This window comes from Vibrio sp. HDW18 (assembly GCF_011306175.1).
Taxonomy (GTDB): Bacteria; Pseudomonadota; Gammaproteobacteria; order Enterobacterales; family Vibrionaceae; genus Vibrio; species Vibrio chanodichtyis.
This window is the reverse complement of the sequence record NZ_CP049913.1, coordinates 1,374,378-1,392,929: the sequence shown is the minus strand read 5'-3', so window position 1 is coordinate 1,392,929 and position 18,552 is coordinate 1,374,378. Positions and strand designations below refer to the sequence as shown.

Below are 18,552 nucleotides of genomic sequence, written 5' to 3'. Positions count from 1 at the left end.
CCTTTTCCTGTCCAGCACTAGCTGACAGGTAATGGATTGGTTTTTATACTTAGCGGCAAAGACTAATCAGGATAACCATAATGATAACTTCATCTCTGCCTTTAACCGATTTGCATCGCCATCTTGATGGCAACATTCGTACTCAAACGATTCTTGAGCTCGGACAACAGTTTGGTATTCAACTGCCCGGTAATAGTGTTGAAACACTGACGCCCTTCGTGCAAATTGTCGAAGCTGAGCCATCACTGGTCGCTTTTTTATCCAAACTTGACTGGGGTGTTGCAGTGCTAGGCGATCTGGATGCTTGCCGCCGAGTCGCCTACGAAAATATGCAAGATGCATTAAATGCCCAGATTGACTACGCCGAGCTGCGCTTTTCTCCCTACTATATGGCAATGAAACATCATTTACCGGTAGCTGGTGTGGTGGAAGCGGTGGTCGATGGCGTGCGTGCGGGTGTGCGTGATTTTGGCATTCAAGCCAACCTTATCGGTATTATGAGCCGGACCTTTGGTAGCGATGCTTGCCAACAAGAACTCGACGCTATCCTCAGCCAGAAAAATCACATTGTGGCAGTCGATCTAGCTGGTGATGAATTGGGCCAACCTGGTGATCGTTTCATTCAACATTTTAAACAAGTGAGAGATGCAGGTTTACAGGTCACAGTGCATGCCGGAGAAGCGGCTGGCCCAGCAAGCATGTGGCAAGCGATTAAAGAGCTTGGCGCAACACGAATTGGACACGGGGTGAAAGCTATCGATGATCCACAACTGATGGATTACCTAGCACAGCATCGGATTGGTATCGAATCTTGCCTAACTTCCAACCTACAAACCAGTACGGTCAGCAGCTTAGCCAGCCACCCACTGAAGAGCTTTTTAGAACACGATATTTTAGCTTGTATTAATACCGATGATCCTGCTGTAGAAGGGATTGAACTACCGCATGAATATGCCGTTGCCGCACCACAAGCAGGCTTAACTCAGCAACAGATCCGCCAAGCGCAAATCAATGGCTTGGAATTGGCCTTCTTGTCTGATGTAGAGAAAAAAGCACTCCTAACGAAAGCAGCGCTACGTGTTTAAAACCGCTTGCAGTCTTGCCATGCTTAATCAACCGATGTCTTGTGCATCGGTTTTTTATACCAATCAAAGAAAAAATATGATCTAATTGAGGGCATTCAACGATAGAACTTATTCACTATGGACAGCCTCAATAATATCGACTTTAAAAAGCTCGCAAGCCAGCAGAAATCTATTCAGATGAAAATGAGACTGCTGGCCCTCGACCATTTCAAAGATGGGCACTCTCGCACCCAAATCGCCAAGTTTCTTAAGGTCAGCCGAACCAGTGTTAATCGGTGGGTTCACACTTTTCTTGAGGAAGGATTAGAAGGCCTCAAGGAAAAACCAAGAACGGGACGACCACCATTCTTAACGTCCAAGCAAAGAGAGCAATTGAGCCAATACATCAAAGATAAAGCCAATGATACACTAGGCGGACGACTCACAGGGGCCGACATCCACGCTTATATCGTGAAAGAATTTGGCCAGCACTACCACCCTGATTCTATCTATTACCTGCTCGAGCACATGGGGTTCTCTTGGGTAACTTCTCGCTCCAAACATCCTCGTCAATCCCAGCAAATCCAAGACGATTTTAAAAAAATTTAAAATTGAAACGATCCTGAAGATCCCAGGACATATCGCTTTAGAACGGGTTGATGTCTGGTTTCAGGATGAAGCCAGATTTGGGCAACAAAACACCACCACACGGTTATGGGCAGAAAAAGGAACACGTCCCAGAGCCGTGAAGCAACAACAATTTGAATATGCGTATCTGTTTGGTTCTGTCTGTCCCGCTAGAGGCATTGGCGAGGCGATGGTCGTTCCTTGGGTTAACAAGGACCTTATGGTTGAGCATCTTAGGCAGATCTCCGCGGTGACCGAAAAAGGTCGTCACGCAGTGGTCATACCAACCAAAGAAAAAATATGATCTAATTGAGGGCATTCAACGATAGAACTTATTCACTATGGACAGCCTCAATAATATCGACTTTAAAAAGCTCGCAAGCCAGCAGAAATCTATTCAGATGAAAATGAGACTGCTGGCCCTCGACCATTTCAAAGATGGGCACTCTCGCACCCAAATCGCCAAGTTTCTTAAGGTCAGCCGAACCAGTGTTAATCGGTGGGTTCACACTTTTCTTGAGGAAGGATTAGAAGGCCTCAAGGAAAAACCAAGAACGGGACGACCACCATTCTTAACATCCAAGCAAAGAGAGCAATTGAGCCAATACATCAAAGATAAAGCCAATGATACACTAGGCGGACGACTCACAGGGGCCGACATCCACGCTTATATCGTGAAAGAATTTGGCCAGCACTACCACCCTGATTCTATCTATTACCTGCTCGAGCACATGGGGTTCTCTTGGGTAACTTCTCGCTCCAAACATCCTCGTCAATCCCAGCAAATCCAAGACGATTTTAAAAAAATTTAAAATTGAAACGATCCTGAAGATCCCAGGACATATCGCTTTAGAACGGGTTGATGTCTGGTTTCAGGATGAAGCCAGATTTGGGCAACAAAACACCACCACACGGTTATGGGCAGAAAAAGGAACACGTCCCAGAGCCGTGAAGCAACAACAATTTGAATATGCGTATCTGTTTGGTTCTGTCTGTCCCGCTAGAGGCATTGGCGAGGCGATGGTCGTTCCTTGGGTTAACAAGGACCTTATGGTTGAGCATCTTAGGCAGATCTCCGCGGTGACCGAAAAAGGTCGTCACGCAGTGGTCATACCAACCAAAGAAAAAATATGATCTAATTGAGGGCATTCAACGATAGAACTTATTCACTATGGACAGCCTCAATAATATCGACTTTAAAAAGCTCGCAAGCCAGCAGAAATCTATTCAGATGAAAATGAGACTGCTGGCCCTCGACCATTTCAAAGATGGGCACTCTCGCACCCAAATCGCCAAGTTTCTTAAGGTCAGCCGAACCAGTGTTAATCGGTGGGTTCACACTTTTCTTGAGGAAGGATTAGAAGGCCTCAAGGAAAAACCAAGAACGGGACGACCACCATTCTTAACATCCAAGCAAAGAGAGCAATTGAGCCAATACATCAAAGATAAAGCCAATGATACACTAGGCGGACGACTCACAGGGGCCGACATCCACGCTTATATCGTGAAAGAATTTGGCCAGCACTACCACCCTGATTCTATCTATTACCTGCTCGAGCACATGGGGTTCTCTTGGGTAACTTCTCGCTCCAAACATCCTCGTCAATCCCAGCAAATCCAAGACGATTTTAAAAAAATTTAAAATTGAAACGATCCTGAAGATCCCAGGACATATCGCTTTAGAACGGGTTGATGTCTGGTTTCAGGATGAAGCCAGATTTGGGCAACAAAACACCACCACACGGTTATGGGCAGAAAAAGGAACACGTCCCAGAGCCGTGAAGCAACAACAATTTGAATATGCGTATCTGTTTGGTTCTGTCTGTCCCGCTAGAGGCATTGGCGAGGCGATGGTCGTTCCTTGGGTTAACAAGGACCTTATGGTTGAGCATCTTAGGCAGATCTCCGCGGTGACCGAAAAAGGTCGTCACGCAGTGGTCATTATGGATGGTGCAAGCTGGCACACAGAAGATATTGCCAATGAATTTCAGAACCTCAGTGTCATCAAACTCCCGCCCTATTCCCCTGAGTTGAATCCAATAGAACAAGTATGGAGTTGGTTAAGACAACACTATCTAGCCAACCAGTCTTTTACGGATTACGAAGACATTGTCTCCAAAGTATGTCGGGCTTGGAATAGTTTTTTGAAATGCTCGGCCAGAGTCAGACAGATGTGTTCGAGAAGGTGGATAGAGCTGACCAGTTAATTTTCCAGATTGGTATCATTATGGATGGTGCAAGCTGGCACACAGAAGATATTGCCAATGAATTTCAGAACCTCAGTGTCATCAAACTCCCGCCCTATTCCCCTGAGTTGAATCCAATAGAACAAGTATGGAGTTGGTTAAGACAACACTATCTAGCCAACCAGTCTTTTACGGATTACGAAGACATTGTCTCCAAAGTATGTCGGGCTTGGAATAGTTTTTTGGAATGCTCGGCCAGAGTCAGACAGATGTGTTCGAGAAGGTGGATAGATCTGACCAGTTAATTTTCCAGATTGGTATCATTATGGATGGTGCAAGCTGGCACACAGAAGATATTGCCAATGAATTTCAGAACCTCAGTGTCATCAAACTCCCGCCCTATTCCCCTGAGTTGAATCCAATAGAACAAGTATGGAGTTGGTTAAGACAACACTATCTAGCCAACCAGTCTTTTACGGATTACGAAGACATTGTCTCCAAAGTATGTCGGGCTTGGAATAGTTTTTTGGAATGCTCGGCCAGAGTCAGACAGATGTGTTCGAGAAGGTGGATAGAGCTGACCAGTTAATTTTCCAGATTGGTATAATTTTCCAGATTGGTATCAAGCGTAGAGAGCAAATAGCCAATAGCAAAAAACCCAGTCCGAAGACTGGGTTTCATAATAAGTGGCGGAGCGGACGGGACTCGAACCCGCGACCCCCGGCGTGACAGGCCGGTATTCTAACCAACTGAACTACCGCTCCGCTGTCTGGTTAGCGCTTGGTGCTAAATTAAAAGCCTGGCGATGTTCTACTCTCACATGGGGAAACCCCACACTACCATCGACGCTGTTTCGTTTCACTTCTGAGTTCGGGATGGAATCAGGTGGGTCCAAAACGCTATGGTCGCCAAGCAAAATTCTGTTTTTGATTTCACTTTTTCTTAAAAAGTGATAACCAACAATTCTGGAAAGCTGTCTTCATTCTCTCAACACATTCTTATGCGCTTAGCTTTGAGTCCACTACAAAACCCCTTGGGTGTTGTATGGTTAAGCCTCACGGGCAATTAGTACAGGTTAGCTCAACGCCTCACAACGCTTACACACCCTGCCTATCAACGTTCTAGTCTCGAACAACCCTTTAGGATACTTAAAGTATCAGGGAAGACTCATCTCAGGGCTCGCTTCGCGCTTAGATGCTTTCAGCGCTTATCAATTCCGAACTTAGCTACCGGGCAATGCGTCTGGCGACACAACCCGAACACCAGAGGTTCGTCCACTCCGGTCCTCTCGTACTAGGAGCAGCCCCCTTCAATCTTCCAACGCCCACGGCAGATAGGGACCGAACTGTCTCACGACGTTCTAAACCCAGCTCGCGTACCACTTTAAATGGCGAACAGCCATACCCTTGGGACCGACTTCAGCCCCAGGATGTGATGAGCCGACATCGAGGTGCCAAACACCGCCGTCGATATGAACTCTTGGGCGGTATCAGCCTGTTATCCCCGGAGTACCTTTTATCCGTTGAGCGATGGCCCTTCCATACAGAACCACCGGATCACTATGACCTGCTTTCGCACCTGCTCGAACCGTCATTCTCGCAGTTAAGCGGGCTTATGCCATTGCACTAACCTCACGATGTCCAACCGTGATTAGCCCACCTTCGTGCTCCTCCGTTACTCTTTGGGAGGAGACCGCCCCAGTCAAACTACCCACCAGGCACTGTCCTCACCCCAGATAATGGGGCTAAGTTAGAACATCAAACATACAAGGGTGGTATTTCAAGGACGGCTCCAACGCAACTGGCGTCACGTCTTCATAGCCTCCCACCTATCCTACACATGTAGGTTCAATGTTCAGTGCCAAGCTGTAGTAAAGGTTCACGGGGTCTTTCCGTCTAGCCGCGGGTACACTGCATCTTCACAGCGATTTCAATTTCACTGAGTCTCGGGTGGAGACAGCGTGGCCATCATTACGCCATTCGTGCAGGTCGGAACTTACCCGACAAGGAATTTCGCTACCTTAGGACCGTTATAGTTACGGCCGCCGTTTACCGGGGCTTCGATCAAGAGCTTCGCTTACGCTAACCCCATCAATTAACCTTCCGGCACCGGGCAGGCGTCACACCGTATACGTCATCTTGCGATTTTGCACAGTGCTGTGTTTTTAATAAACAGTTGCAGCCACCTGGTATCTGCGACTCTCGTCAGCTCCATCCGCGAGGGACTTCACCATCAAGAGCGTACCTTCTCCCGAAGTTACGGTACCATTTTGCCTAGTTCCTTCACCCGAGTTCTCTCAAGCGCCTTGGTATTCTCTACCCGACCACCTGTGTCGGTTTGGGGTACGATTCCTGACTATCTGAAGCTTAGAGGCTTTTCCTGGAAGCATGGCATCAATGACTTCACTGCCGTAGCAGCTCGACGTCGTGTCTCAGCCTTAGAGAGAGCCGGATTTACCTAACTCTCAAGCCTACGCACTTGAACCAGGACAACCGTCGCCTGGCCCACCTAGCCTTCTCCGTCCCCCCATCGCAATAGTCAGAAGTACGGGAATATTAACCCGTTTCCCATCGATTACGCCTTTCGGCCTCACCTTAGGGGTCGACTCACCCTGCCCCGATTAACGTTGGACAGGAACCCTTGGTCTTCCGGCGAGGAGGTTTTTCACCCCCTTTGTCGTTACTCATGTCAGCATTCGCACTTCTGATACCTCCAGCAAACCTTACAGTTCACCTTCAACGGCTTACAGAACGCTCCCCTACCCAATATCTAAAAGATATTGCCGCAGCTTCGGTGTATTGCTTAGCCCCGTTACATCTTCCGCGCAGGCCGACTCGACTAGTGAGCTATTACGCTTTCTTTAAATGATGGCTGCTTCTAAGCCAACATCCTAGCTGTCTGAGCCTTCCCACATCGTTTCCCACTTAGCAATACTTTGGGACCTTAGCTGGCGGTCTGGGTTGTTTCCCTCTCCACGACGGACGTTAGCACCCGCCGTGTGTCTCCCGGATAGTACTTACTGGTATTCGGAGTTTGCAAAGGGTTGGTAAGTCGGGATGACCCCCTAGCCTTAACAGTGCTCTACCCCCAGTAGTATTCGTCCGAGGCGCTACCTAAATAGCTTTCGGGGAGAACCAGCTATCTCCGAGTTTGATTGGCCTTTCACCCCTAGCCACAAGTCATCCGCTAATTTTTCAACATTAGTCGGTTCGGTCCTCCAGTTGATGTTACTCAACCTTCAACCTGCCCATGGCTAGATCACCCGGTTTCGGGTCTATATCCAGAGACTGAACGCCCAGTTAAGACTCGCTTTCGCTACGGCTCCCCTATACGGTTAACCTTGCCACTGAATATAAGTCGCTGACCCATTATACAAAAGGTACGCAGTCACACCACGAAGGTGCTCCTACTGCTTGTACGTACACGGTTTCAGGTTCTATTTCACTCCCCTCACAGGGGTTCTTTTCGCCTTTCCCTCACGGTACTGGTTCACTATCGGTCAGTCAGGAGTATTTAGCCTTGGAGGATGGTCCCCCCATATTCAGACAGGATATCACGTGTCCCGCCCTACTCGATTTCACGCTCGATGAAGCGTCGGTTACGGGGCTATCACCCTGTTTCGCCAAGCTTTCCAGCTTGTTCACCTACTTCAACGAGTGCTTAAGGGCTAATCCAGGTTCGCTCGCCGCTACTACCGGAATCTCGGTTGATTTCTTCTCCTCGGGGTACTTAGATGTTTCAGTTCCCCCGGTTTGCTCTGTTAACCTATGTATTCAGTTAACAGTAACTGCTTATGCAGTTGGGTTTCCCCATTCGGAAATCGCAGACTCAAACGGCTCTTACTGCCTTATCTGCGCTTATCGCAAGTTAGTACGTCCTTCATCGCCTCTGACTGCCCAGGCATCCACCGTGTACGCTTAGTCACTTAACCATACAACCCGAAGGAGTTTCGGGTTGTTGTTTAAACAACCTAAGTTGTCTCGCGTTTATTTACATGAGTGCGAGACAGATTTTGCCGGACTCAAATTTTGAACAAGACCTTAGCCTTATTCGATACCAAGCACACTTGAATGTGTTGTTGGTGTTTATCTTTCGATAAACATTGAGAACTTTACAAACAACAAACGAATTTGTTGTTTTGTCAGCTTTCCAAATTGTTAAAGAGCAAGATATTTCTTATCACTAAGAGACACTTTCTAAAGACTCTCGGCGGCAAAAAACCGAACCACACAACAATTGGTGGTTTGGAATTGCATTCCAAAAGTATTTAGAGAGTGGTGGGCGATACCGGGTTCGAACCAGTGACCCCCTGCTTGTAAGGCAGGTGCTCTCCCAACTGAGCTAATCGCCCACGTATTTTACTTCCCGTGGCGGAAGAGTTTGGTGGGTCGTGCAGGATTCGAACCTGCGACCAATTGATTAAAAGTCAACTGCTCTACCGACTGAGCTAACGACCCCTTTACTTCACAAGGAAGTGGTATCCCGTAGGGGAGTCGAACCCCTGTTACCGCCGTGAAAGGGCGGTGTCCTAGGCCTCTAGACGAACGGGACACTATGTTTGCTTCTCTAATCTAAACCATATCAATCTGTGTGGACACTCATCACGATAATCATCGTGTAAGGAGGTGATCCAGCGCCAGGTTCCCCTAGCGCTACCTTGTTACGACTTCACCCCAGTCATGAACCACAAAGTGGCAAGCGTCCTCCCGAAGGTTAAACTACCTGCTTCTTTTGCAGCCCACTCCCATGGTGTGACGGGCGGTGTGTACAAGGCCCGGGAACGTATTCACCGCAACATTCTGATTTGCGATTACTAGCGATTCCGACTTCATGGAGTCGAGTTGCAGACTCCAATCCGGACTACGACGTACTTTCTGAGATTCGCTCCACCTCGCGGTATCGCTGCCCTCTGTATACGCCATTGTAGCACGTGTGTAGCCCTACTCGTAAGGGCCATGATGACTTGACGTCGTCCCCACCTTCCTCCGGTTTATCACCGGCAGTCTCCCTGGAGTTCCCACCATTACGTGCTGGCAAACAAGGATAAGGGTTGCGCTCGTTGCGGGACTTAACCCAACATTTCACAACACGAGCTGACGACAGCCATGCAGCACCTGTCTCAGAGTTCCCGAAGGCACTCCAGCGTCTCCGCTAGATTCTCTGGATGTCAAGAGTAGGTAAGGTTCTTCGCGTTGCATCGAATTAAACCACATGCTCCACCGCTTGTGCGGGCCCCCGTCAATTCATTTGAGTTTTAATCTTGCGACCGTACTCCCCAGGCGGTCTACTTAACGCGTTAGCTCCGAAAGCCACGGCTCAAGGCCACAACCTCCAAGTAGACATCGTTTACGGCGTGGACTACCAGGGTATCTAATCCTGTTTGCTCCCCACGCTTTCGCATCTGAGTGTCAGTATCTGTCCAGGGGGCCGCCTTCGCCACCGGTATTCCTTCAGATCTCTACGCATTTCACCGCTACACCTGAAATTCTACCCCCCTCTACAGTACTCTAGCTTGTCAGTTTCAAATGCAACTCCTAGGTTGAGCCCAGGGCTTTCACATCTGACTTAACAAACCACCTGCATGCGCTTTACGCCCAGTAATTCCGATTAACGCTCGCACCCTCCGTATTACCGCGGCTGCTGGCACGGAGTTAGCCGGTGCTTCTTCTGTCGCTAACGTCAAATCATAACGCTATTAACGCTACAACCTTCCTCACGACTGAAAGTACTTTACAACCCGAAGGCCTTCTTCATACACGCGGCATGGCTGCATCAGGCTTGCGCCCATTGTGCAATATTCCCCACTGCTGCCTCCCGTAGGAGTCTGGACCGTGTCTCAGTTCCAGTGTGGCTGATCATCCTCTCAGACCAGCTAGGGATCGTCGCCTTGGTGAGCCATTACCTCACCAACTAGCTAATCCCACCTGGGCATATCCTGACGCGAGAGGCCTTACGGTCCCCCTCTTTGGTTATCTTCGTTTATAGAAAACAACATCATGCGGTATTAGCCATCGTTTCCAATGGTTATCCCCCACATCAGGGCAATTTCCCAGGCATTACTCACCCGTCCGCCGCTCGCCACCCAAGGAACAAGTTCCTCTGTGCTGCCGCTCGACTTGCATGTGTTAGGCCTGCCGCCAGCGTTCAATCTGAGCCATGATCAAACTCTTCAATTAAAAGTTTTTTGAAGCTTTCGCTTCGGCTCAATGAATACTGACTTTAAATTACCTTAGTAATTCAAAGCTATTATCGTTCCAACAGAACGATAATGAATTGACTGTGCAAAGACTTGCGTCTCGTTTGGTCACTCAGTTCATTGATTAATCTTTTTGAGATCATCATCAACGAGTGCCCACACAGATTGATTGGTTTATATTGTTAAAGAGCGTTTTGCTTCGGCTTTCTTACCGAAGAGGCTGTGCATTCTAGCGAGATAATTTTCAGTGTCAAACACTTTTTTTCATCTTTTAGCATCGAAGCGTTTTGCCTAGCTGACTAGCCCGAAAGCCTTGCGGCGCCTGCCGTGTCAGTGAGGGCGCATTATAGGGATGATTTTGTTTCTGGCAAGACCCTAAATGCACTTTTTTTTAAAAAAATCATTCGTTAGTCTATAAAGTCAGCAACCCGGCTATTTATTGAATAAAATTTCAACATTTGAAGGGGGTCACACCATTCGATTGGAAAAATATCAATCATATACGTAAGATCCCTGTGTCTATTTTGTTAACTCATCAATAGACAATCAATCTTCTTTCTCTCAAATGCGTAGTAACTCAATATGAAATCTGACAAATCGATGTTATGGATCGCCCTACTTGCGGTTATTGGTGCTGGAGTTTTATCACAATTGGCGCTACACCCTTCTTTGGCTTTTTTAGTTGGTGTAGTTGCAACCACTGTAATTTGCAAACTGTCTACTCAAACTTCCGTTATTAGTGATGATGAAGAGACCTCTTCTACTACCAAAACGCTTTATGTCGGCAATTTGCCCTATAAAGCCAATGAGTCTCATGTCAAAGATCTGTTTTCCGAATATGGAGAAGTGTTTGTCGTACGGCTTATGAAAGATAAACGAACCGGCAAACGGCGCGGATTTGGGTTTGTCGTGATGGCAGCCAGTCAAGCTCAAGCTGCGATTGATGCACTCAATGAAAAGGAATATATGCAGCGCACCTTAAAAGTTAGGATCGCTAATGATCCTAAATCGGATGAGGAAATAGCTGCACAGGATTAAATCCTAACTGTTCGAGCTTTACATTCAGCGCACTGGCTTGCCAAGGTGGTGCGCTGGCGTAAATTTGATGTTTCTGATGTGAAGTTTGACCTTGCTCGATGGCCAATAACTCCTGTACACGCCGCGCAATAGCTTGCCCAGAATCAATCAATTGCACTTGCTCACCGAGCACTTGTTGAATCTCTTCTTTAATCAGTGGAAAGTGTGTACAGCCTAGCACCGCCACATCAATCTTGTGTTTAAGCGGTTGCAATATGCTTTCTAGCTCTGCGAGATTAAGTGGCTGACCGCGTAATTTTTCCTCAGCCATATTCACTAATCGCGTTGAACCTAATAACTCCACCGGTTTGTCAGCAGAAAAATGGCGGATCAAATCTTGTGTATATTGGCGCTTGACCGTTGCTGGTGTCGCGATCAGGCCAATCGCTTTACTGGCAATCAAAGACGCGGGTTTGATGGCTGGCACAACCCCGACTACTGGAATACTGAGTTTGGCTCGCAGCTGCGGCAGCACGATCGTGCTCGCAGTATTACAAGCAATCACGACCAGATCGATATGTTGTTGCTCGACCATGCGCGTGACCAGCCAATCGACACGCTCAAGTAAGGTCTCTTGCGCTAACTCTCCGTAGGGATAGGCCGCATTATCGAGTAAATACACATAATTGAGTTGCGGTAAACGCGCTTTAATTTCCTGATAAACGGAAAGGCCACCAACACCAGAATCAAAAATAAGTACACGGGGGTAAGATGAACAAGGCACGAGCACCACAATCTAGCTAGAAAAAACGCCTTGATAATACTCTCTCTACTAAATTAGGCAATCTGTGCCCGATACCTTTGATAACAGAAACGCTCAGTCTGATCTTGCCCCGCAAGACGTAAATCTAAACGTCCAGCCATACACGGTGCTTGAGTGACTAAGGTATGAAACTCACCATTTTCACCACACGGATCGATACCTTGAGGCAGCGCTTGAAGAAACTCTGCGTTATACCAAAGCCCACAATAATCGGCACTCAGCTGTTCATCATCGGTGGTGACCACTAAAGTTTGAATACCGCGCGTGATAATCTCTTGTGCCAGTTGCTTGGAACACTCCCCCATCAGTGGAAATAAGCATTGCCACCCCGCTGGCTCTAAGTAACTCTGACGATACTCAGCAATACCATTACAAAACAGATCACCAAACGCTAGCGCATCAAAGGTCAAACCTGAGTTTTTCAAGCCATCGACCACACTTGATTGATAAACCAGATTACTTGGGAAGATGCTGGGTAACTCGATTTTAATCAGCGGTAAACCAACCAGTTGTGCTTGCAGCTCTAATACCTCAAGGGGTGTAGCTTGAAAAGGCACTTCATCCCCGACATAGGTGGTCACCAGACCGACCACCTCAATATCCGGTCTTTCACGTAACCGCTCCAAGGTGAGTGTCGAATCTTTACCTGACGACCAACTAATAATGACTTTCTTTTTGTTCATGGGCGACTACCAATCATGCAAAGTAAAACCGCCCGAAGGCGGTTTGAAAGATTAGAATTGATAAGCGACATTGAAATAGTAGGCACGCTCAGCAGCAGGATAACCATTAGCGGTTTCGTACTTTTTATCCAACAAATTATCAATACGAGCACTGATGGTCATTGAATCCGTCGCATAATAGCTAATTGCAGTATCAATGAGCGAATACGCTCCTAATGTAATTGTTTGCTCTGGATACGTGTTGTAATCCAAATCCGGCCGTTTGCCAACATACTGATAACTGACCGACCAATCTAACTGCTCAAACGCTACTAATGCATTCCACTTATACATACGTTCCGCACGACGCTGTAATGATTGTCCTTGACTATCATCCGCATCTTTGAGGTCAGCACTCAACTGATGTTGCACAATGCCTGTAGTAAACTCTGCAGTTAATTCAACGCCTTGAATGTGACTCTCACCCATCACATTTTGATATTTGCTCGTTACTGAGTTGTAATCGATAAGATTGTTGATCTTGTAATCGTATCCAGTGATTGACCACTTTATATCAGATACTTGACCATAGACGCCGATTTCTGCCACATCCGCTTCTTCAGGCTTTAGATCGGCATTACCATAGGTGGGATCGTACTGCTGATATAAATTCGGGGCCTTAAATGCCGTACCGTAAGATGCTTTAATCCCCAATTCAGGGATGAACTGATACCCTAATACAATGTTATGAGTCGTTTGTGAACCATACTCTTGATTATCATCAAGGCGTAAACTAGCCTCGAGCAGCCACTGTTGCCAATCTGCTGAAAGCACACCAAATACAGCAGTGTTACTACGATCGAACTCTTTATTTGCTCTCTTATCAAGGTACGATTCATCGCGCCAATCCACTCCACCAGCTAGCGTCCATACATCATTCACTAAATAGCGGTTAATCCATTGGATATTTTGCTGCTCAAGCTTGTCTGATGAACCTGTATATTTTCCTTGAGATTGAGTGTAATCCCATGATTTTTGTCTCTGGGTAGTTAGCTGCAGTTCAGACAACCAACGTTCACTTTGATACTGAGAGCCCACAGTGAAAGAAAGGTCATCTTTTTCCGCCTCTTTATAGTCACGAGCACCGTAACTGCTGTCGTACTGGTAAATATTTTCATAAGCACGAGCATTGGCAAACAAAGACCAAGATGCATCAAATTGGTGCACGTAACCCAACAAAGCATTATCTGATCCGAAACCGTGACGATCACCCTCATTCAAACCAGAAATGGGGCGAACATTGTAGCCCTTATCGCTCTCCGTACCCAAAGCTAGATTAAGTTGTCCCTTTTCACCCACTTCAATACCTAAAGCAATGCTTAACTCTTGATAATCGAGAGATCCAAGCCCAGCACTTAACGCTGTTCCTTGTTGCTGTGAACGCGCTTTAGTGATGATGTTAATCACCCCACCAATCGCCTCAGAACCATATAAAGATGCACGAGCACCACGTACGTACTCGATACGTTCAACATAAGTTAACGGAATTTGGTTAAAATCGACGGCGCCTTTCGCCGCACGAGCAAAGCGGATACCATCAACCAGCACCAAAACTTGATCTGAACTTGTACCACGAACAAACAATGAAGCTAATTGACCACGACCACCATTTTGCGTGACTTGCACACCAGTTAAGCGACGCAACAAATCAGGCAATGTTTTAGCTTGAGTTTGCTCAATATCTTGACGAGTAATCACTTCAATATCGGCCAGGGTTGAACTTACCTTTTGCTCAAAACGATTGGCCGTTACCACAACAGTTTCTTCTGATTGGGCTTCGCTGGCGTGTAAATAAGAGATAGGGGTGAGCAGCGATGCTAGAGCGATCGCTAGTGCTGATTTTTGCATATTATTATCCTAAATCGCGTTAATCCTGCTGAGTGAAAACCACGGCATCACTCAGTGGCTGGCAGGTCTTCGGACTTGAGAGCACTTTACACCTACTGGCTCGACTTCCCACTCCAAGAGCAGTGTCATTTGAGCGTTCGTTCTCTCTTACCGCTGCGCGTCAGTTCCGGATTCACACCGGATTCCCTTTTCAGCTATTTTTAGCCATCCAAGCGTCTAAATAGCACCAGCTCGCCGCAAATAGTATTGAGTGAAGCAAAAATTGTCCAGTACAGATTCCGTGCCGATCGGTTTTACACTCAATATCCAGTCAATCATGGAGCAAAACTGGACAACTGGCCGAGATTGAATAAAATCTGCGCTCTTTCTGTAATAGCCCATAAAAAGGTACTCCAATGGCGACTCTTGATGTAAACCCACCGCTCTACCAAGCTCAATTGGCCGACAAAGTTGCTCGCTTAAAAGCAATGTTTGTTGACTACTCAATGCCTGAGCTGGAAGTGTTTGAGTCGCCACAGGCGAACTACCGAATGCGCGCTGAATTTCGAGTTTGGCATCAAGGTGATGACATGTACTACATCATGTTTAACCAACAGACGCGTGAAAAATATCGGGTCGACCAATTTCCCGCCGCCAGTCGCCTGATCAATGATTTGATGCCACTACTGATCGAAGCGATGAAAGACAGCCATATTCTGCGCCATAAATTATTCCAAGTGGATTTCCTCTCCACTCTCAGCGGCGAAATTTTGGTGTCGCTGTTATACCATCGTCAGCTCAGCGAAGAGTGGGTAACAGCAGCGCAAGCTTTGAAACAGCGTTTAAATGATGAAGGGTTTAATCTCAACCTGATTGGCCGTGCGCGTAAAATGAAAATGGTATTGGATCGTGACTACGTGGTTGAAAAATTACAGGTCAACGGCAAGCCATACATTTATAAACAAGTCGAAAACAGCTTTACCCAACCGAATGCCAAAGTGGCAGAAAAGATGTTGGAATGGGCGGTCGACTGTACTCAAGACAGTCAAGGCGATCTACTTGAGCTATATTGCGGCAACGGTAATTTTTCACTTGCTCTCGCACAAAACTTTGAACGAGTGCTGGCAACCGAACTGGCCAAGCCTTCCGTTGAAGCGGCACAATTTAATATCGCCGCCAACCAGATCGACAATGTACAAATCATCCGTATGTCAGCGGAAGAATTTACTCAAGCAATGGAAAGCAAACGCGAATTTAATCGCCTCAAAGATGCTGGTGTTGATCTGGCCAGCTACCGCTGCAACACCATTTTTGTCGACCCACCACGCTCAGGTATGGATATTGACACCTGCAAAATGGTGCAAGGTTATCAGCGTATTTTGTACATCTCTTGTAACCCTGAAACGCTGCAAGAGAATCTGCAACTGCTCAGCCAAACCCATCAAGTGGTACGCTTTGCGCTATTTGATCAATTCCCCTACACCCACCACATGGAAGCTGGCGTGTTGCTAGAGCGCATTCAATGAGGATGTGAACGAATTCTGCCTGTAGCAAAAAATGCTCTGGGTACGGCGTGGGGTAATGGACAATCCGCGCCGCTAATCATTCGATTTGAGATAAAGGCCACCAGCAAAACCGGTGGCCACTTGCGATACGGAATCCCTGCTAATCACGATCAATGGCAAAGGGTGACCAAGCTTGGCGGGTTGGCATCACCTCTACTCGGTTAATATTGATATGATGTGGCAGATTGGCGATATAAAACATCTGTTCGGCAATATCTTCTGCGCTTAACGGAGTTGTGCCTCGATATAACTTATCTGAAGCTGACTGATTGCCCTTAGTTCTGACCAAAGTAAATTCGGTTTCTGCAATTCCTGGGGCTAAATCGGTCACTCTCACCCCAGTACCTTGCAAATCACAGCGTAAATTATAGCTAAACTGCTTTACGAATGCCTTACTCGCACCATAAACATGACTACCAGGATATGGCCATTGCCCCGCTATTGAGCCAACATTGATGATGGTGGCTCCAGCCCCAACTCTCATCAAGGTTGGCAGCAAAGCATGCGTCACATTGACCAGCCCAGTACAGTTAGTGTCAATCATCGTATGCCAATCGGATAAAGCAACCTGCGCAGCACCCTCTGGCGCTAGAGCCAATCCAGCATTGTTGATTAATGTTGTTACTTGAGCAAATTCGCTCGGTAGAGCCTCAACTGCGTCTTTAACCGCCTTGGCATCTCGCACATCTAACGGAATAATGTGCGTCGGTACCTCAAGCATTTCTTGCAAATCGAGTAGCCTTTCCCATCGGCGACCCGCCAACACTAGCGACCAACCTTGACTGGCAAACTTTTGGGCCGCGGCACGTCCAAATCCTGACGTTGCGCCAGTAATAAATGCGATTTTCTTCATATTCATCTTCCTGATTAAACTCACTAGTTCCGTAGCACCAAGCCGATAAGCATTAGAGCCGTAGTTTACACCTTGAGCCTTCCATGCTTTACGTCTGCTTAATCTAAGCGGATGGGCGTGAACAGCGTAGAGCCAGTTTGCGAAATTACCTAGGGCAGAGCCTCGCTGCTGACCCATGACTTTCTTGAAACTGCCACTACTCCCGACTCAGAATTCATCGCCACAATATGCTTACCGCTCACCGAGAGCCTGCGTATTGCTAGGAGAAGAAAATGGATTTGTTATCATCTGAAGTCACAAACCAAGACGTTATCGAATTAGACCAATGTGTCTTCCACTCTTGGTCGGTTCAAGAGAGTGCGACACCATTGGCGATTGCCGGTGGACAAGGTTGTACCCTGTGGGATTTTGATGGAAAAAAATATTTAGACTTTAGCAGCCAGTTGGTTAATACCAATATTGGCCATCAGCACCCTAAAGTGATTGCCGCACTCAAAGCACAAGCGGACACACTAGCGACTATCGCGCCAGCCATGGCCAATCTAGCCCGCGGTATGGCCGCGAAACGTATCTTGGCACAGGCGCCAAGCGGCTTCCAAAAAGTGTTCTTTACCAATGCGGGGGCAGATGCCAATGAGAACGCAATCCGTATGGCGCGCCAGTTTACTGGCCGCGATAAAGTGCTTTCGGCTTATCGCTCATATCATGGCAATACAGGCGCAGCCATCGCCGCTACGGGTGATTTTCGTCGAATCCCCAACGAATACAGCCGAGGACATGTGCACTTTTTCAACCCTTACCTGTATCGCACCGAATTTGACGCCAAAACAGAAAGTGAAGAGTGTACTCGCGCTCTAGCTCACCTGAAACGAGTCATCGAATGTGAAGGCCCGAACTCGATTGCAGCAATCCTACTGGAAACCATTCCAGGTACTGCGGGCTTCTTGCTACCGCCAGAGGGTTATCTACAAGGTGTACGTGAAATTGCAACCCAATATGGCATTCAGTTAATCTTAGATGAAGTGATGGTTGGCTTTGGGCGCACCGGTAAATGGTTTGCGTTTGAACACTTCAATGTGATCCCTGATCTGGTGACCTTTGCGAAAGGCGTCAACTCTGGCTATGTGCCGGCAGGTGGAGTGATCGTCAGTCAAGCGATATGTGAGTTCTTCAAGCATGAATGCTTTATGGGTGGCTTAACCTATTCGGGACATCCCCTCGCCATGTCAGCGATTGTCGCCACCATTGATGCGATGGAGGAGGAGGGCATTGTCCATTATGCCGATCAAATTGGCCATACACTGCTCGGCCCATCGTTGATTGCGCTGATGGAACACCGTAGCGTGATTGGTAATATCCGTGGCAAAGGCATGTTTTGGGCGTTGGAGCTGGTTGAAGACCGAGCGTCCAAGCAACCACTGAGTAACCAGAAAATGGCACAGATCAAGCAAAAACTAACCGAGCGTGGTCTACTGACTTTTATCGTCAATAATCGAATTCATGTCACACCACCCCTTATCATCCAGCCAAATGAGATCAAACATGGCGTAGCAATCATCGATCAAGTGTTAGCCGAATTAGATGGCTAAGCGGCAACGTGCTAGGCCTCATCGCTTGGCACGTTCCTCTTATTTTATTTACCTTTATTGCTTTACCCTTAGTGACTTGAGCC

At 47.3% G+C, this 18,552-nt stretch carries 13 protein-coding genes, 4 tRNA genes, 3 rRNA genes, 2 pseudogenes and 1 riboswitch; of the genes and pseudogenes, 11 read left to right on the top strand and 11 right to left on the bottom strand.

The window, feature by feature from the left end:
* The first annotated feature begins 80 nt into the window (after window positions 1-80).
* From add to G7083_RS06760, 8 genes and pseudogenes are all read left to right on the top strand, one after another.
* Complete coding sequence (gene add / locus G7083_RS06800) at window positions 81-1,085, top strand: adenosine deaminase (protein ID WP_166014093.1); 1,005 nt, start codon at window positions 81-83, stop codon at window positions 1,083-1,085.
* 117 nt (window positions 1,086-1,202) lie between these two features.
* A complete protein-coding gene (locus G7083_RS06795) occupies window positions 1,203-1,673 on the top strand; it encodes an IS630 family transposase (RefSeq protein WP_166014023.1) in 471 nt (156 codons plus the stop codon).
* The gene (locus tag G7083_RS06790) at window positions 1,627-1,995 is read left to right on the top strand and encodes a transposase (protein ID WP_166015005.1); all 369 of its coding nucleotides are present in this window, start codon (window positions 1,627-1,629) and stop codon (window positions 1,993-1,995) included. Before G7083_RS06795 ends, G7083_RS06790 begins: the two co-directional genes overlap by 47 nt.
* A 37-nt stretch (window positions 1,996-2,032) precedes the next feature.
* Window positions 2,033-2,503: an IS630 family transposase gene (locus tag G7083_RS06785; RefSeq protein WP_166014023.1), complete on the top strand. Its 471-nt coding sequence runs from the start codon at window positions 2,033-2,035 to the stop codon at window positions 2,501-2,503.
* Window positions 2,457-2,825 (top strand): transposase, encoded by a 369-nt coding sequence (locus tag G7083_RS06780; RefSeq protein ID WP_166015005.1) that lies wholly within the window; start codon window positions 2,457-2,459, stop codon window positions 2,823-2,825. The genes G7083_RS06785 and G7083_RS06780 overlap by 47 nt, the downstream gene beginning before the upstream one ends.
* 37 nt (window positions 2,826-2,862) lie before the next feature.
* Window positions 2,863-3,898 (top strand): IS630 family transposase gene (locus tag G7083_RS15125; protein WP_240911891.1). Its coding sequence is split into 2 segments (ribosomal slippage): window positions 2,863-3,321 and window positions 3,323-3,898, totalling 1,035 coding nucleotides; the frame shifts between segments, so codons are not numbered across the junction.
* Between the two features lie 14 nt (window positions 3,899-3,912).
* Window positions 3,913-4,182: pseudogene (locus tag G7083_RS06765) on the top strand (transposase); the annotation flags it as partial.
* 14 nt (window positions 4,183-4,196) lie between these two features.
* Window positions 4,197-4,466: pseudogene (locus tag G7083_RS06760) on the top strand (transposase); the annotation flags it as partial.
* Window positions 4,467-4,564: 98 nt separating this feature from the next.
* Here G7083_RS06760 and G7083_RS06755 read toward each other — a convergent pair.
* The 7 genes from G7083_RS06755 to G7083_RS06725 form a co-directional block, all read right to left on the bottom strand.
* A tRNA-Asp gene (locus G7083_RS06755) sits at window positions 4,565-4,641 on the bottom strand.
* A gap of 33 nt (window positions 4,642-4,674) precedes the next feature.
* A 5S ribosomal RNA gene (gene rrf / locus G7083_RS06750) occupies window positions 4,675-4,790 on the bottom strand.
* Between the two features lie 131 nt (window positions 4,791-4,921).
* Window positions 4,922-7,808, bottom strand: a 23S ribosomal RNA gene (locus tag G7083_RS06745).
* Window positions 7,809-8,152: 344 nt separating this feature from the next.
* Window positions 8,153-8,228 (bottom strand) — tRNA-Val (locus tag G7083_RS06740).
* Window positions 8,229-8,258: 30 nt separating this feature from the next.
* Window positions 8,259-8,334: transfer RNA gene (locus G7083_RS06735), tRNA-Lys, on the bottom strand.
* Window positions 8,335-8,352: 18 nt separating this feature from the next.
* A tRNA-Glu gene (locus G7083_RS06730) sits at window positions 8,353-8,428 on the bottom strand.
* Between the two features lie 67 nt (window positions 8,429-8,495).
* Window positions 8,496-10,053: ribosomal RNA gene (locus tag G7083_RS06725) — 16S ribosomal RNA — on the bottom strand.
* Together the 16S, 23S and 5S rRNA genes with 4 tRNA genes alongside form the textbook arrangement of a ribosomal RNA operon.
* A gap of 602 nt (window positions 10,054-10,655) precedes the next feature.
* On the opposite strand from G7083_RS06725, the gene G7083_RS06720 reads away from it, so the two are divergent.
* Window positions 10,656-11,111 carry an RNA-binding protein gene (locus tag G7083_RS06720; protein ID WP_166014090.1) on the top strand — a complete coding sequence of 152 codons (456 nt, stop codon included), beginning with the start codon at window positions 10,656-10,658 and terminating at the stop codon, window positions 11,109-11,111.
* Here G7083_RS06720 and murI read toward each other — a convergent pair.
* Genes murI through btuB form a run of 3 tightly spaced genes read right to left on the bottom strand, consistent with a single transcriptional unit; the run spans window position 11,077 to window position 14,483 of the window.
* Window positions 11,077-11,874 carry a glutamate racemase gene (gene murI, locus G7083_RS06715; protein WP_166014089.1) on the bottom strand — a complete coding sequence of 266 codons (798 nt, stop codon included), beginning with the start codon at window positions 11,872-11,874 and terminating at the stop codon, window positions 11,077-11,079. The genes G7083_RS06720 and murI overlap by 35 nt on opposite strands.
* 53 nt (window positions 11,875-11,927) lie before the next feature.
* Window positions 11,928-12,596: an adenine nucleotide alpha hydrolase gene (locus tag G7083_RS06710; RefSeq protein ID WP_166014088.1), complete on the bottom strand. Its 669-nt coding sequence runs from the start codon at window positions 12,594-12,596 to the stop codon at window positions 11,928-11,930.
* A gap of 51 nt (window positions 12,597-12,647) precedes the next feature.
* Window positions 12,648-14,483: a TonB-dependent vitamin B12 receptor gene (gene btuB / locus G7083_RS06705; protein ID WP_166014087.1), complete on the bottom strand. Its 1,836-nt coding sequence runs from the start codon at window positions 14,481-14,483 to the stop codon at window positions 12,648-12,650.
* Between the two features lie 42 nt (window positions 14,484-14,525).
* A riboswitch (cobalamin riboswitch) is annotated at window positions 14,526-14,729 on the bottom strand.
* Window positions 14,730-14,878: 149 nt separating this feature from the next.
* Between btuB and trmA the strand changes: the two genes are divergently transcribed.
* Window positions 14,879-15,988 carry a tRNA (uridine(54)-C5)-methyltransferase TrmA gene (gene trmA / locus G7083_RS06700; protein ID WP_166014086.1) on the top strand — a complete coding sequence of 370 codons (1,110 nt, stop codon included), beginning with the start codon at window positions 14,879-14,881 and terminating at the stop codon, window positions 15,986-15,988.
* Between the two features lie 139 nt (window positions 15,989-16,127).
* Here trmA and G7083_RS06695 read toward each other — a convergent pair whose 3' ends face one another.
* Window positions 16,128-16,880: an SDR family NAD(P)-dependent oxidoreductase gene (locus G7083_RS06695; RefSeq protein ID WP_166014085.1), complete on the bottom strand. Its 753-nt coding sequence runs from the start codon at window positions 16,878-16,880 to the stop codon at window positions 16,128-16,130.
* A gap of 272 nt (window positions 16,881-17,152) precedes the next feature.
* On the opposite strand from G7083_RS06695, the gene G7083_RS06690 reads away from it, so the two are divergent.
* A complete protein-coding gene (locus G7083_RS06690; protein ID WP_166014084.1) occupies window positions 17,153-18,469 on the top strand; it encodes an aspartate aminotransferase family protein in 1,317 nt (438 codons plus the stop codon).
* The last annotated feature ends 83 nt before the right edge of the window (window positions 18,470-18,552 follow it).

Bases quoted from the DNA above. Each gene is read 5' to 3' on its own strand.
- add (WP_166014093.1), top strand. From the start codon at position 81: ATGATAACTTCATCTCTGCCTTTAACCGATTTGCATCGCCATCTTGAT.
- G7083_RS06795 (WP_166014023.1), top strand. From the start codon at position 1,203: ATGGACAGCCTCAATAATATCGACTTTAAAAAGCTCGCAAGCCAGCAG.
- G7083_RS06785 (WP_166014023.1), top strand. From the start codon at position 2,033: ATGGACAGCCTCAATAATATCGACTTTAAAAAGCTCGCAAGCCAGCAG.
- G7083_RS06720 (WP_166014090.1), top strand. From the start codon at position 10,656: ATGAAATCTGACAAATCGATGTTATGGATCGCCCTACTTGCGGTTATT.
- G7083_RS06710 (WP_166014088.1), bottom strand. From the start codon at position 12,596: ATGAACAAAAAGAAAGTCATTATTAGTTGGTCGTCAGGTAAAGATTCG.
- btuB (WP_166014087.1), bottom strand. From the start codon at position 14,483: ATGCAAAAATCAGCACTAGCGATCGCTCTAGCATCGCTGCTCACCCCT.
- trmA (WP_166014086.1), top strand. From the start codon at position 14,879: ATGGCGACTCTTGATGTAAACCCACCGCTCTACCAAGCTCAATTGGCC.
- G7083_RS06695 (WP_166014085.1), bottom strand. From the start codon at position 16,880: ATGAAGAAAATCGCATTTATTACTGGCGCAACGTCAGGATTTGGACGT.
- G7083_RS06690 (WP_166014084.1), top strand. From the start codon at position 17,153: ATGGATTTGTTATCATCTGAAGTCACAAACCAAGACGTTATCGAATTA.